The sequence below is a fragment of the Bacillus sp. Bvel1 genome, assembly GCF_014872755.1.
GTDB lineage: Bacteria > Bacillota > Bacilli > Bacillales > Bacillaceae > Bacillus > Bacillus velezensis.
This window is the reverse complement of record NZ_JAAOBZ010000004.1, coordinates 408,108-421,221: the sequence shown is the minus strand read 5'-3', so window position 1 is coordinate 421,221 and position 13,114 is coordinate 408,108. Positions and strand designations below refer to the sequence as shown.

Below are 13,114 nucleotides of genomic sequence, written 5' to 3'. Positions count from 1 at the left end.
GTATTATTGAGCATGTTTTTGTTCAATAAACCGGTCGATCCGGGCCAGAACATCCTTCATGTCCATACATTCTTTAAAGCTTTCATTAATGGCTTGAATGCCTTGTTTGTATTTTCCGTTATGCAGCACTTCTTCCGCGGCAAGCTTTACCTTTTCAGCGCTCACTTCATCTTTTTGCACTGTACAGCCTGCATCCAATTCAGTCAGGCGGCGCGCAACCATCGGCTGGTCTTTATCATGCGGGATAACGACCAGCGGCACTTGATAATGAATGCCTTCATTTACACTGTTCATTCCGCCATGCGTGACAAACACGTCGGCCTGCTCAAGCACTTCAAGCTGCGGCACGTACGGGGCGATGATAAAGTTTTCCGGCGCCTGTTTGATTTTCGACAGATCGGCTTTTTCCCCGGCGGCAATGACTACTTTTCCTTCAAAATCTGAGAACGCGTCTATGCACAGATTGAAAAACGCTTCCGTGTCCCCGAGCACCGTTCCCATTGAGATATAAATGACCTTTTCATTCTTTAATGAGTCTATCGGGAAGTCGACGCGCCCTTTTCTCTTCGGAAAACTCGGACCGATAAATAAATACTCATCTCCGAATGTCTCACTTTCGGGCTGAAAATATCTGCTTGTATAGACGACGTTCAATTCACCTGTGTTGTTCATAAATTGAACCATGCTGTCAGGGGCGACACCGTATTTGTCTTTCATCTCGGCCAACAGCTCTTCACATTCCCTGTCCGGCTGAAACGGCACGCCCGATTCCGGATGGAGCGGCAGTATTTTCAGACGGTCTTCATTGAACAGGAAGGATGCTGAAGAAGAGATGCCGGGAATGTTGAGATAATCCCGCACCAGCTCTCCCGCACCGAATTTATCATAATAGACGGCGTCGAATTGAATGTCCTCTGCCAGCCGCTGCACAATATGTAAAATCTCCAGTGACGTTTTGATATGAACCTTTAAAAATGCAAGTATGCCGGACGGACTGCCGGGATCAATGGGTGTCATTCTGAGCAGATCGCTGTGAAGATAAACTTTCGCTCCTACTCCTTCCAGTCTGCTTTTGTATTTTTCCGTTGAGATATAATGAACGTGATCGCCCCGTTCGTTGAAGGCCTTTGTCATACCCAAAGTCGGGTTTACGTGTCCTTCTGCGGGAAAATTGATCATCAGAATATGTTTCGCCATTTTTCAAACTCCTTTGCCTTTTTTGCGTCTCTTCCATATCTATCATAAATGACGCGGAAAAAATCATGCAAGGAACATTCGTCAGGTCTTTATGACGGTTCGATGACATCGGCAAAAAAAGACAAGGCTTTTCACCTTGTCTATCGTGATGATGCGTCTGTTTCTCCCGCTTTGAGCACACCTTTCAGATGTTCTTCATCATGCTTGAGATGCTCCGTCATATATTGCACGGCTTTTGTTTTATCGCCCTTTTTTATTTCTTCAAAGACTTTCCGGTGCTCATGTAAGATCACTTCCGCACGGTCATCTCCTTTAAAATTAAGAACTCTGCAAAAATGAATCAGCACATTGACATGCTCAAGCAGCATGGCCAGCCGGCTGTTGCGGCTGAAATCCACAAGGAGCCGATGAAACGACTCGTTTAAGGAAATAATCTCAGTCTCTTTGACGCCTTTATTGATGGCTTCTTCCGTCTCCCGCAGCTGTTTTTCAATGAGGTCAATTTCACTCTCAGCCGCTTCATCAATAACCAGTTCGACCGCCAATGATTCAAGTGACATTCTGATTTGATAAATCTCTTCAACATCCTTAACGGACAAAGAATAAATGACAAAGCCGTTTCGATCGTCTGCCGTCAGAAGCCCGTCCTTTTCAAGGAGCCGCATGGCTTCTCTGACCGGCGACCGGCTGACTCCGAAATCCTTCGCCAGCTGAGTCTCATTCAGCCGTTCACCCGGTTTAAAAATCCCGTCAAATATCATTTTTTTCAATTGGGAATAAAACTGCAGATAATACGGGATTGGCTTATCTAATTTAAAATTATCCATCTTTCCTACCTCTTCATACAATTTAGGCCTTATTGTTACCAAGATCATATAACAGTTTATCTATGGAAGCAACATTCCAGAGCTTGTCAGCATAACGGAGGTGGCGTAATATGGAATTATAGCGAACGACGGTCGACGGTCTTCCGTAAACCGAAAACAATTCATTCAGAGGTGACGGAAACATGAAAACATACAAGATTGCCAGCATACCGGGGGACGGTGTGGGGAAAGAAGTCGTTCCGCAAGCGGAGCGGGTGTTGAACGCGATCGCCGAATTACATGGAGGCATTGCCTTTGATTTCACTTCATTTCCGTGGAGCTGCGAGTATTACTTGGAGCACGGGACTATGATGCCGGATGATGGATTAGAAACGTTACAGCACTTTGATGCTTTGTTTTTGGGAGCGGTGGGGAATCAAAAACTCGTCCCCGATCATGTTTCGCTGTGGGGGCTGCTCATCAAGATACGCCGGGAATTTGAACAGGTGATTAATGTACGGCCGGCGAAGCTCCTGCCGGGAATCACTTCCCCCCTCGTAAACCCGAAAGATTTTGATCTGATAGTCGTCCGCGAAAACAGTGAGGGCGAGTACAGCTCTGTCGGCGGCAGAATTTATCAGGGTGAGGACGAAATCGCCATACAAAACGCGGTCTTTTCCCGCCGGGGTACAGAAAGAGTGATGCGGTATGCTTTCGAACTGGCGGCAAGTCGGCGGAAACACGTCACAAGCGCGACGAAATCAAACGGTATTGTTCACTCGATGCCGTTCTGGGATGACATCTTTAAAGAGGTCAGCCGGGAGTACGCCGGGATCGAGACGGATTCCCAGCACATCGATGCACTGGCGGCCTTCTTTGTCACGCAGCCCGAACGCTTTGATGTCATTGTCGCTTCGAATCTGTTCGGAGATGTGCTGACAGATATCGGCGCGGCGATTATGGGAAGCGTCGGAATCGCTCCCGCAGCCAACATCAATGTAAACGGCAAATATCCTTCCATGTTTGAGCCTGTTCACGGCTCCGCCCCGGATATTGTCGGAAAAGGAATAGCCAATCCTATCGGCCAAATATGGACGGCGAAATTAATGCTCGATTCATTCGGAGAAGAGGAACTGGGCCATCTCCTCTTACAATCTATTGAAACGGTCACAAACAGCGGTATTCTGACTCCTGATGCCGGCGGAAAACATTCAACGGAAGATGTCACTTCCGCTATTATTTCTCAAATCAAGAACAGATAATACGAAAAAACCGCGGGCAGGAAAACTGCACAGCGGTTTTTTCGTCTCAGACGGGACGGAGCGCGCAGAAACAGGCCGATTCACCTGTGAAGCCCGCAATACGGCCTGATTGATCCTTTTCTACAGAAAAAAACCGCTGTATATCACAAGGAGCATCCAGCATCTGTTTTTCCAGTAATGCGGCTTTCTCTTCAGTCAGGCTTGCCCGTTCACACCAGACGGTAAATTGAAATGGTTTCAAAAAGCAGACAGCGGATTCAATCCGGAAGCCGGCTGTCTCCAGAAAACGAAGCCATTCTGTTTTTTTCCACGCCCGAAAGTGGCTCTGATCCCGTTTCTTTTCAATGTCATTATAAAAATGGTCATATTCATCCTTTTCAGGTGCGGTATTGTCAATGAGAAGCAGTCTGCCGCCCGGTTTGACAACCCGAAACGCTTCATGAACAAAGGCTCTGACATCGGGAAAATGATGCGCCGCGATTCTGCATGTGACGATATCGAAAGCAGCATCGGAAAACGGCATCTTTTCAGCATCGCCTTTTTCGAATGACACGTTCGTCCATCCGTTTCCGGTTATAAATGCTTCAGCGGCTGCTAACATTTCTTCCGTGAGGTCATATGCGATAACAGAGCGTACGAGAGGAGCGAGAGCGTTAGCCGTATGTCCGCCTCCCGTCGCGATATCCAGCACGTCCATATGCTTTTCGGCACCGGAAGCTGAAATGAGATATGCCAAATCCTCTCCTGCGGCGTATCCGGGACTAGTCACATATTTCGCGGCGTTTTTAGCAAATTGCCGCTGCGCCTGCTGTTTAATTGAATCCTCCATTATACTTGGGCCCCCTTTTCTTTCTGCTTGCTGCCTTAATCAAAATAAACGGGTTCGTCCGGATGTTTGAGATATGCGAACATCTTTTTAATCTGACTTTCCGTATTGCGGGCTTCAGATAGCAGCGGCAGTTCCGTTTCCGCAAAAAAGCCGGCCGCGCTTGTTTCCGTTCCCTCCCTGAGCCGGCCGCCGATGATCTCGCATCGGATAAACACTTTGTAAACGTGGGCGGCGGACGGCGGGTGGGAATGGCATTTCTTATCCATTACAGCTAACAGTTTAACGGGCTTTACGTCGATTCCCGACTCCTCTTTTACTTCTTTGACAGCGGTCTCGCCCGGTGAAATCCCGATATCAGCCCATCCGCCCGGCAGCGCCCATCTGCCGTCGCTTTTCTCTCTTACCATTAATATGCTCTGATCTTTAAAAACTGCCGCTCTGATATCAACTTTCGGAGTGGGATAGCCCGTGTCACCGGCGAATACGTCTTTGATGATGCTTTTGTCGATGCCGGTATGTTGCGCCATGATATCCACGCTTATTTTTCTTATTTCTTCAAATCTCTCAATATCATATATGTCTTTGGAATAAGCCAGCCCCGCTTGCGCCGCGGATTGAAGCTGTTTTGCCCATTCAAGCCATTTTGGCTCCATTTTTTCCACCGCCCGTTATGTTAATTAAACGAAACCCGAATTGCACCTTGAGAGTACCCCGTTTCTGCTCCTTGTTTTCTGTTTATGGCGGAGCGAATCCTGCCGGGAAATCAGAAAAAGCCATTCATTTGCTGAATGGCTTTTTTTCATTTTCTATTTTTCTTTCATGACGAGAACGACGCCTGAAACAATAAGGGCCGCCCCGATCCAGAAGGTTCCTCCGATCGTCTCTCCCAGCAGCAGCCAGCCGAGCAATGTCCCGGAAAGCGGCTGAAAGAAGAAAAACAGACCGCCGCTTGCCGCATTCAGCAATTGTAATCCGCGATTCCAAAGCATGAACGCGCAGGCGGTTGAGATCACACCCAGATATAAAAGTCCGCCCCATATCTCAGGCCGGGCAAGCTGAGACAAAGGAATCTCCCGAAGCGGGCCCTCTGTAAACGGGGTCAGGATGACAAATGCGACGCAAATGGAATACGTTGTGACGACAAGCGGTGAGTAATGGCCGGGAACCCGTTTCATCAGCACGGACATCAAAGCCCATGTCAGCGCCGCAGCCAGAAGCGAGAGACCGCCGAACTGGCTCGACATATTGAGATCTCCGTTCCCCACAATGAGCAATACTCCGATCGTCGCCAGCCCTGTCGATATTCCTTTTTTCAGCGTTAACCGTTCTTTCAAAATCAGCCGGGCAAATACAACCATAAATGCGGGAGTGGATGCCGTAATAATCGCACCCATCTGCGCGGTTGATAATTTCGTGCCGATTTCCTGCGTGACGATCGAAATCGTGTTGCCGATCAATCCGATCGCAGCGATCAGTAATAAATCACGTTTATGAACTTTCCAGGATTGGCGTGTAAATAAACTGAGAATCAAAAGCGAAAAAAGCGCCACCGCATATCTCAGCCATACCAGTTCAAGCGGCGGAATGACCGCTACCACTACTTTAACGACGACATACATACCGCCCCAGATACTGGCGGCCAATGCCAAATAAATCGAACCGAACAATGTATTTTTCAATTTGATGCACCCTCCGTTATCATATTAGGTCACGTCATATGCCCTAACGGAGAGAAGCGCAGTCACTTTCCTCCATTAAGGGCGGAGAAGTGCTGCCGGTACATCATGTTCAAATAAGGGCGCTAGAAACATATCGTTTTTCACCTCAATTGCAATCTGATTTTTCTCATTATACAAGGTTTGTCAGAAGACGTAAACGAACGGCGGCATCGGCTTTATCGATTGCGGACTTGCAGCTGGATTCTTGTGATCTGATTGTCAAACCCGTCCGCCACAACCTCATCAAGCAAATATTCTTCATATGCATAATCGCCCATTTCCAGCCCATACTCTTCAATAAACTGCATGATGCTGCGGTAAGCCGCTTCCGCTTCATCCCCTATTTGGTACCCGACGGCATAAAGCCCTTTCGGCTTGATATGGAGGTCATTATTCTCTATGCCTTCTTCTGTCTTCATATAAAAATGGGTGTAGTTGTAGAATTCTTTTTTCAGAATCTGCTCCCGCGCAAACAGTCCGCCGACCGGATGCCCCTGATCGAGTTCATGTACCCGCATATAGCGGATCAATTCGGAAATGGCCGCAGTGTATTGCCGTTCTGGCAAATGGAGTACGGGTCGTCCTATCATAAGTGTCTCTTCATCTAATCGCTGCAATGAGACGGAGGAGAAGTCTGTCTCCAAAGCTTGTTCGGTCAGCTTCACCTTTGTCTGAATCATTCTTTGCAGGTGCTCCAGCTTTTTGATTTTGCTTTCGATTTCTGATGATTTCTCTTTTAAAAGCGTGATGATACCCTCAGGGGTTTTGTCTGTTAAGAGCGGTTTGATCTGCTTCAAGGGCACGCCGACCTCCTTAAACAGACCGATAACCTGGAACAGTTCGAATTGATGATAGGAATAGTATCTGTATCCGTTCGCTTTTTTGATTTCCGGAGAAAGCAGGCCGATCTCGTCATAATGGAACAGGGTTTGTTTTTTTACGTGGCACAGTTTTGCAAATTCACCCGTTGTGAAGTATTTTCTGACGTCTTCGCTCATAATGCCTCCTTGACTATACGGTAACCATATCCTTTATGATGATCATTGTATCCGAGAGAAGGCTGATTCACAAATGGCTTACGCAATGAAAGCTTTACCGTCTCAGAAAAAGCAGAAGAGGAGTATCAAGTATGACGATTGAAATCAGAGCAGTCACGGAAGAAAACCGTGCTGATATACTGGCGCTTCATGTAAGGGAAAGCCAGACTTCATTTATTGAAACCGCGGAAGAGTGCTTACAAGATGCTGAGGATTGCCGGCATTATCAGCCGGCCGGTCTTTATGTTAACGGGGAATTGGTCGGCTTTGCCATGTACGGATGGTTTCCGGAATATGATGAGGAAAATGAAAACGGCAGAGTGTGGCTTGACCGTTTTTTTATTGATGAACGTTATCAGGGACGTGGATTGGGCAGGCTGTTGCTTGATGCTCTTATCCGCCATCTCGTTCGAATATATGAGTGCAGACGGATTTATTTAAGTCTGTTTGAAGATAACGTGCACGCATTGCGGCTTTATCAAAAATTCGGCTTCTTATTCAATGGAGAGCTGGACTCAAACGGGGAAAAAGTGATGGTGAAAGAGCTGTAAACCCTCTGTATAAAAGCGATTCGGCTTCTTGCCAATCCCTCAAATTTGAGGTAACATAAAGATAATGGACGACGGTCGACGGACGACGATCGATTGTTAAAAACCTGATAAAGCGGATCTGAACATGGTGATCAGGCATCTAAATGGAGGAGAAGATTGTGCTTATTATACTCGTTATGTTCCTTCTCGGGATTATTCTAGGGTTTATCGGCGCGGGGGGAGCCGGTTTTGTCATTGCACTTTTAACTATACTGTTTCACGTACCGATTCATACGGCTTTGGGCACCTCCCTCGCCGGAATGGCTTTCACAAGTTTATCGGGGGCTTTCAGCCACTACCGTGAAGGCAATATTCAGATGAAAATCGGCCTCATCGTCGGCGTTTTTGCGGCATTCGGTTCGTTTTTCGGGGCAAGGCTTACTTCCCTTATCCCTGCAGATTTGCTGCATTACTTGACGGCGGGCATGCTGTTTTTATCCGCTCTGCTTATTTTAGTCCGGTTATTTATTGTAAAAGAAACACATGAAGATTCCGGACGGCAAAGCAATCTGAACATATGGGTGAAAGCCGTTGTACTCGGTATCATCGCAGGAATCTTGTCCGGAACGTTCGGGATCGGCTCTGCCCCTTTCATCCAGATCGGCTTAATGATTCTTTTGCGCTTATCCATCCGCCAGTCGGTCGGCACCACCATGCTTGTCATTATCCCGCTTGCGGTCGGCGGAGGACTCGGTTATGTGACGGAAGGATTTGTCGATTATATACTGTTGGTCAAAGTGCTGATCGGCACGATGTGCGGCGCATATGTCGGAGCGAAATTCACCAACCACGTGCCGAAAGTCATTCTGAAATCAGCCATCTTTTTAACACCGGCCATCGCCGGTCTCATGCTTTTATTTTAAACTGAAACGGGAGGCGGCCGCCTCCCGTTTTTTTCTGTTCTTCACCTGTTTTCGAAGAGCTTTTTCAGCTTTGCTTCCGTTTCGGTATGATCTACCGGCGTATACACACTGCAGCGCAGATCACTGTTGCCCTGAACCTGAAATGAAGTCAGGTTAAAGACCATTTTTCCCGCCTTCGCGTGGCGGAACTCAATTAATACTTCGGGTGCCGAGCTGACTTCGCTCTCATTCCACAGCGTATGAAATTCCGAATACGTTTTCTCCATTTCTTCTATAAACTGAGAATACCACGTATCAGCTACATACTGGCCGTAATACGTTCTGAAAATGGCGATGAATCCTTTCACAAAGTGCTCCCAGTTCACGGCTAAACTTCTTAATTCTTTTCTGGAAAACAATAGCTCTATGAGATTCCGTTTTTCAGGAGGAATTTGTTCAAAATCTAAAAACACGTGAGCCGCGGCCTGATTCCATCCCACGATATGACAGCGCCTGTCCGAGATAATGGTGGGACAATAACGGAGCTCATGCAGGATTTTTGAAAGCGACGGGCTGATAACCGCTTCTTCCTCCGCGGCAAACGGCTGCTTCACGCCCTCCTCAATGGCAAGCGCGTATAAATAATTTCTCTCATCTTTGTTGAGCTGCAGCGCATCGGAAACCGCGTCCAATACGGCTGCGGACACTTTAATGTCTCTGCCCTGCTCCAGCCACGTATACCACGTGGTGCTTACGCCTGCTAATTGCGCGACCTCTTCTCTTCGGAGCCCGGGCGTTCTTCTCCGTGTGCCCATCGGCAGCCCGGCCATCTGCGGAGAAATTTTGGCCCGCTGCGTTTTTAAAAACTCTGAGAGCGCCTGCAATCTTCCTTCTGGTATCATACCGAATCTCTCCTCTCTTACCCTGGTATTCATTATACTAGGATAATCAACAACTTGTAATAGGATAATTGCGAGTTACAATAAATACATACCGAAGGAGGAATGACCATGAAAAGAGTTGTGATCACCGGAATGGGAGTGATTTCACCTCTCGGCAATGATGTGCATACATTTTGGAAACACCTGACGGAAGGAACATCGGGAATCTCTCTCATCGATTCGTTTGATGTCTCCGGCTCCAAGACAAAAATAGCCGGCACCGTCCGTGATTTTGACGCAGAAGAAAGATGGGGCAGAAAAGAAGCGAGACGGCTTGACCGTTTCAGCCAGTTTGCTTTAGCGGCAGCGGAACAGGCGCTTGAAAGCTCCGGGATTCAGCTCGATCAGATTGACCGTGAACGCCTCGGCGTGTACGTCGGCTCTGGAATCGGCGGCATCACGACTTTGATTGATAACGTTCATACTTTAAATGAACGGGGAGCGCGAAAAGTGAGCCCGAGCCTTGTCCCCATGATGATCTCAAACGCGGCCGCCGCTCAAATCAGCATCAGATTAGGCGCGCTCGGCCCCTCACTTTCTCCCGTCACCGCGTGTTCCATCGGCAATACGTCGATCGGGGAAGCATTCAACGCCATTCGGAATGATGACGCAGATATTATGTTTGCCGGGGGAGCGGAAGCGGCGATTACGAATTTGTCATTAGCCAGCTTCGGGAATGCCCACGCGCTGTCAGCGAGAAACGAAGACCCCGCCGCGGCAAGCCGGCCGTTTGACGCTGATCGCGATGGGTTTGTCATGAGTGAAGGCGCGGGCATCTTAGTATTGGAATCATTGGATAGCGCAATCGGCAGAAACGCCCCGATCCTCTGTGAGGTGCTCGGCTACGGCGCAAGCTCTGACGCGTATCATATGGTGGCCTCCCATCCGGAAGGGACGGGCGCATACCTGGCGATGAAAAACGCTTTGAAAAAGGCGAACGTTTCAGCGAAAGACATTGATGTCGTAAGCGCCCACGCGACAAGCACAAAAGCCGGAGATCTTTCTGAAACATTGGCCATCAAGACATTATTCGGGGAGCTTGCGTATGACATTCCGGTTACGGCCAACAAATCAATGCTCGGCCACATGCTTGGCGCGGCAGGCGGCGTTGAAGCCATCGCTCTGACAGAAAGCCTGAGACACGGCATCATCCCGCCGACGATCAATCTGCAGCACCCTGATTCGGCATGTGATTTGGACTATGTGTCAGACGGGCCCCGCCATCAATCGTTAACGATCGGCCTTTCCAACTCATTCGGCTTTGGCGGACATAATTCGGCGATCGTGCTGAAGAAATATGAATAGCGGGCATCAAAAAAAGGAGTGAATCATTTCACTCCTTTTTTGCTTTCTCCGGTTTTGTTGTTAAGGCGAAAAAAGCGATGGAACCGATAACGGATGTCGTGAACATAATTGCCCCCATCGGCACGGCCGTCGCTTCATTCATCCCCACAAGCGGCGACACGATGGAACCGAGAAGAAGCGGAAGCATGCCGAGCAGTGCGCTTGCGCTTCCCGCGCGGTGTCCCTGCTTTTCCATCGCCAATGTAAAGGTGCTTGTCAGCGTCATGCCGATCGTAATCATATAAATAAAAATGGAAATCACCAGTGCCGCCAGCGGTCCGTGAATGATCGTCATGACGAGCAGAACGGCAGTCGCCGTCATCGCTGTAATCACGCCGATTTTCAGCAGGCTTTTTTCGTGAATAATCCCGCCGAAACGGCCGATGATAAAGCTTCCGGTAATGATCGCCAGACCGTTTATGCCGAATAAAACACTGAATACCTGAGGCGATACTCCGTAAATATCCTGATACACGAAAGGCGTTCCGGAGACATACGCAAAGCTCCCGCCGTGAATAAAACCGACCGTCAGCGCATAGCCGATAAATGACCGATCCTTCAGCAGGCTTCCCATTGTCCGCACGGAATTTCCGATGGAGCTCGGAATCCGCTTTTCCGGCGGCAGGGTTTCTGTCAGCTTGAGCGCAATGATGAGAACAAGCAAAAACCCGATAAAGGTTAAAAACAGAAAAATCGTATGCCATGATGCAAACGGAAGCAATAAAATCGCGCCTCCCGTCATCGGCGCCACCATCGGCGCGACGGCGGTAATGACCATCAGCAGCGAGAAAAATTTAGAAAGCTCTCTTCCCGTAAACACATCTCTGACGATTGCACGTGATAAAACGAGTCCCGCCGAAGCGGTGAATCCTTGAAGAAAACGGGCAATCACCAGTGTTGAAATGTTCGGTGCAAGCGCGCAAAACAGAGAAAACAAAGCAAATAAAAAAATACATAGCAATAACGGTTTTCTTCTTCCCTTCGCGTCACTTAACGGGCCGACAACAACCTGTCCGATTGTCAGTCCGATCAGACAAGCGGTTAAACTGAGCTGGACAAGCGAAGCGCGGGCGCTTAAATCTTCGGCGATTTCAGGGAAACTCGGCAGATACATATCTATATTGAGCGGCCCCAGTATCGCAAGCATTCCGAGAAGAAAAGCCAGCGCAAGCCGCTCCTTACCGGTCGGATTATGCAGCATATCGTTCCCACCTTTCCTTTGTCAATCTCTCAAAACATTTGTATATTGTATCATAATTTTTTCTTTATTTTTAAAAGTTTTCAAAGGGCATAAAAAAAACCAAGGGCTGTAACAGCCCTTGGTTCCGGGTCACGCGGTAAAAGGTTTTACGCGTGTTTTTCTTTAAATGCTTTTGCGTATTGATCAGCCGCTATAATGGCGTCCGCCACGTCGTCAGCCGTCACGTCAAAAGCGGCATGAATCGTTTCTTCTTCAATCGTCGCGGCTTCTGCCACTTTCATAATGTCCTCTTTAGATGCGTCTTTCAATTTGATGTCTTCAAGTGTGACAGGCAGCCCCAAGCTGATATAAAACGCGATATACCGCTCAATTTCCTCAAGCGAACGTTTTTCCAGCGCCAATTGAACGAGCGTGCCGAATGCCACTTTTTCACCATGGGTCAAGTGATGGATTTCACCTTCAAGCGCGGTAAATCCGTTATGAATGGCATGTGCCGCAGCTAAGCCGCCGCTTTCAAATCCCAGTCCGCTCAGAAGTGTATTGGCTTCAACCACCGCTTCCAATGCGGGCGTAACGGCTTTCGCTTTCACAGACTCATAAGCGAGATGGCCGTATTTGAATAATACCGCTTCACATTTTTCCGCGATAGCCTCTCCGGCGATTGTCGGAATTCCGCCTGCCATCGTTTTACCGCCATTGGCGATGACACTGCGCGCCTCTATCCACGTCGCCATCGCATCGGCAATCCCTGATGCTAAAAAGCGCGGCGGAGCTTCCGCGACGATTTTCGTATCGACCAGAACCAAGTCAGGATTCTTATGATAAAAACGATAGTTTTCGAACGCGCCTTGTTCAGAATACACGACAGACAGCCCGCTTGTCGGAGCATCCGTTGAAGCGGCCGTCGGCACGATAACGGTGTAGCCGTTTATTTCATCTGATACGGCTTTGGCCGTATCAAGCGTTTTACCGCCGCCGACTCCGATGACAATAGTCGCCCCTGCTTTTTCTGCGATGCCGGCAATTCTTTTCATTTCTTCCTGGGAGGCTTCGCCGTTGAAAACCGCCTCTTCAGAAGAGATATTGCTTTTCTTTAATTCAGCCGTCACCTTGTGGCCCGCGATATCCCATACGGTTTTGTCCGCGATGACGACGGCTTTTTCACCAACGCCCTCCAGATGTCCGCCGATCGTTTCAATGGCGTTTTTTCCCTGCACGTATTTGGCCGGACTGATAAAAATTCGTTCCAATGTCATCATCCCTTCTTCGTTGTCTCTCATTACATTTCTCTTATTGATAGAGCGGAAATGAAAACTCTTCTGATATAATTCCTCGTTTTAACTTGGT

The 13,114-nt window shown here is 48.3% G+C and carries 13 protein-coding genes; 4 read left to right on the top strand and 9 right to left on the bottom strand.

Annotated features, from left to right (window positions below):
* Window positions 1-3: 3 nt before the first annotated feature.
* Both HAP68_RS02745 and HAP68_RS02740 read right to left on the bottom strand, forming a co-directional pair.
* On the bottom strand, window positions 4-1,197 hold the full coding sequence (locus tag HAP68_RS02745) for a macrolide family glycosyltransferase (protein WP_024084952.1): 1,194 nt from the start codon (window positions 1,195-1,197) through the stop codon (window positions 4-6).
* 140 nt (window positions 1,198-1,337) lie between these two features.
* Window positions 1,338-2,024: a GntR family transcriptional regulator gene (locus HAP68_RS02740; RefSeq protein ID WP_003156038.1), complete on the bottom strand. Its 687-nt coding sequence runs from the start codon at window positions 2,022-2,024 to the stop codon at window positions 1,338-1,340.
* Between the two features lie 182 nt (window positions 2,025-2,206).
* On the opposite strand from HAP68_RS02740, the gene HAP68_RS02735 reads away from it, so the two are divergent.
* Entirely contained in the window at window positions 2,207-3,265 is a 1,059-nt protein-coding gene (locus HAP68_RS02735) for a tartrate dehydrogenase (RefSeq protein ID WP_024084951.1), read from the top strand.
* Window positions 3,266-3,311: 46 nt separating this feature from the next.
* Here HAP68_RS02735 and HAP68_RS02730 read toward each other — a convergent pair whose 3' ends face one another.
* The 4 genes from HAP68_RS02730 to HAP68_RS02715 all read right to left on the bottom strand — a co-directional run bounded on the left by HAP68_RS02730 (window position 3,312) and on the right by HAP68_RS02715 (window position 6,810).
* Window positions 3,312-4,094 carry a class I SAM-dependent methyltransferase gene (locus HAP68_RS02730; protein ID WP_024084950.1) on the bottom strand — a complete coding sequence of 261 codons (783 nt, stop codon included), beginning with the start codon at window positions 4,092-4,094 and terminating at the stop codon, window positions 3,312-3,314.
* A 35-nt stretch (window positions 4,095-4,129) separates the two neighbouring features.
* Window positions 4,130-4,747, bottom strand: coding sequence for an NUDIX hydrolase (locus HAP68_RS02725; RefSeq protein ID WP_024084949.1), 618 nt, complete (start codon window positions 4,745-4,747; stop codon window positions 4,130-4,132).
* 153 nt (window positions 4,748-4,900) lie between these two features.
* A complete protein-coding gene (locus HAP68_RS02720; protein WP_024084948.1) occupies window positions 4,901-5,773 on the bottom strand; it encodes a DMT family transporter in 873 nt (290 codons plus the stop codon).
* 215 nt (window positions 5,774-5,988) lie between these two features.
* On the bottom strand, window positions 5,989-6,810 hold the full coding sequence (locus tag HAP68_RS02715; protein WP_024084947.1) for a MerR family transcriptional regulator: 822 nt from the start codon (window positions 6,808-6,810) through the stop codon (window positions 5,989-5,991).
* A gap of 131 nt (window positions 6,811-6,941) precedes the next feature.
* Here HAP68_RS02715 and HAP68_RS02710 point away from each other — a divergent pair, with 131 nt between their 5' ends.
* Together HAP68_RS02710 and HAP68_RS02705 are read left to right on the top strand one after the other, a co-directional pair.
* Window positions 6,942-7,400: a GNAT family N-acetyltransferase gene (locus HAP68_RS02710; RefSeq protein WP_003156050.1), complete on the top strand. Its 459-nt coding sequence runs from the start codon at window positions 6,942-6,944 to the stop codon at window positions 7,398-7,400.
* A gap of 158 nt (window positions 7,401-7,558) precedes the next feature.
* A complete protein-coding gene (locus HAP68_RS02705; RefSeq protein ID WP_003156052.1) occupies window positions 7,559-8,302 on the top strand; it encodes a sulfite exporter TauE/SafE family protein in 744 nt (247 codons plus the stop codon).
* A 41-nt stretch (window positions 8,303-8,343) separates the two neighbouring features.
* On the opposite strand, the gene HAP68_RS02700 is transcribed toward HAP68_RS02705, so the two are convergent.
* Window positions 8,344-9,183, bottom strand: coding sequence for a helix-turn-helix transcriptional regulator (locus HAP68_RS02700; protein ID WP_003156053.1), 840 nt, complete (start codon window positions 9,181-9,183; stop codon window positions 8,344-8,346).
* 108 nt (window positions 9,184-9,291) lie between these two features.
* On the opposite strand from HAP68_RS02700, the gene fabF reads away from it, so the two are divergent.
* Window positions 9,292-10,527 carry a beta-ketoacyl-ACP synthase II gene (gene fabF, locus HAP68_RS02695; protein WP_003156054.1) on the top strand — a complete coding sequence of 412 codons (1,236 nt, stop codon included), beginning with the start codon at window positions 9,292-9,294 and terminating at the stop codon, window positions 10,525-10,527.
* Window positions 10,528-10,555: 28 nt separating this feature from the next.
* On the opposite strand, the gene HAP68_RS02690 is transcribed toward fabF, so the two are convergent.
* Together HAP68_RS02690 and HAP68_RS02685 are read right to left on the bottom strand one after the other, a co-directional pair.
* Window positions 10,556-11,767, bottom strand: coding sequence for a Bcr/CflA family efflux MFS transporter (locus HAP68_RS02690; protein WP_003156055.1), 1,212 nt, complete (start codon window positions 11,765-11,767; stop codon window positions 10,556-10,558).
* 146 nt (window positions 11,768-11,913) lie between these two features.
* The gene (locus HAP68_RS02685; RefSeq protein ID WP_003156056.1) at window positions 11,914-13,047 is read right to left on the bottom strand and encodes a glycerol dehydrogenase; all 1,134 of its coding nucleotides are present in this window, start codon (window positions 13,045-13,047) and stop codon (window positions 11,914-11,916) included.
* Between the last annotated feature and the right edge of the window lie 67 nt (window positions 13,048-13,114).

Excerpts from the sequence above, each read along its gene's own strand:
- HAP68_RS02725 (WP_024084949.1), bottom strand. The coding sequence starts at position 4,747 with ATGGAGCCAAAATGGCTTGAATGGGCAAAACAGCTTCAATCCGCGGCG.
- HAP68_RS02710 (WP_003156050.1), top strand. The coding sequence starts at position 6,942 with ATGACGATTGAAATCAGAGCAGTCACGGAAGAAAACCGTGCTGATATA.
- HAP68_RS02690 (WP_003156055.1), bottom strand. The coding sequence starts at position 11,767 with ATGCTGCATAATCCGACCGGTAAGGAGCGGCTTGCGCTGGCTTTTCTT.
- HAP68_RS02740 (WP_003156038.1), bottom strand. The coding sequence starts at position 2,024 with ATGGATAATTTTAAATTAGATAAGCCAATCCCGTATTATCTGCAGTTT.
- HAP68_RS02700 (WP_003156053.1), bottom strand. The coding sequence starts at position 9,183 with ATGATACCAGAAGGAAGATTGCAGGCGCTCTCAGAGTTTTTAAAAACG.
- HAP68_RS02715 (WP_024084947.1), bottom strand. The coding sequence starts at position 6,810 with ATGAGCGAAGACGTCAGAAAATACTTCACAACGGGTGAATTTGCAAAA.
- HAP68_RS02730 (WP_024084950.1), bottom strand. The coding sequence starts at position 4,094 with ATGGAGGATTCAATTAAACAGCAGGCGCAGCGGCAATTTGCTAAAAAC.
- fabF (WP_003156054.1), top strand. The coding sequence starts at position 9,292 with ATGAAAAGAGTTGTGATCACCGGAATGGGAGTGATTTCACCTCTCGGC.
- HAP68_RS02745 (WP_024084952.1), bottom strand. The coding sequence starts at position 1,197 with ATGGCGAAACATATTCTGATGATCAATTTTCCCGCAGAAGGACACGTA.
- HAP68_RS02685 (WP_003156056.1), bottom strand. The coding sequence starts at position 13,047 with ATGAGAGACAACGAAGAAGGGATGATGACATTGGAACGAATTTTTATC.
- HAP68_RS02735 (WP_024084951.1), top strand. The coding sequence starts at position 2,207 with ATGAAAACATACAAGATTGCCAGCATACCGGGGGACGGTGTGGGGAAA.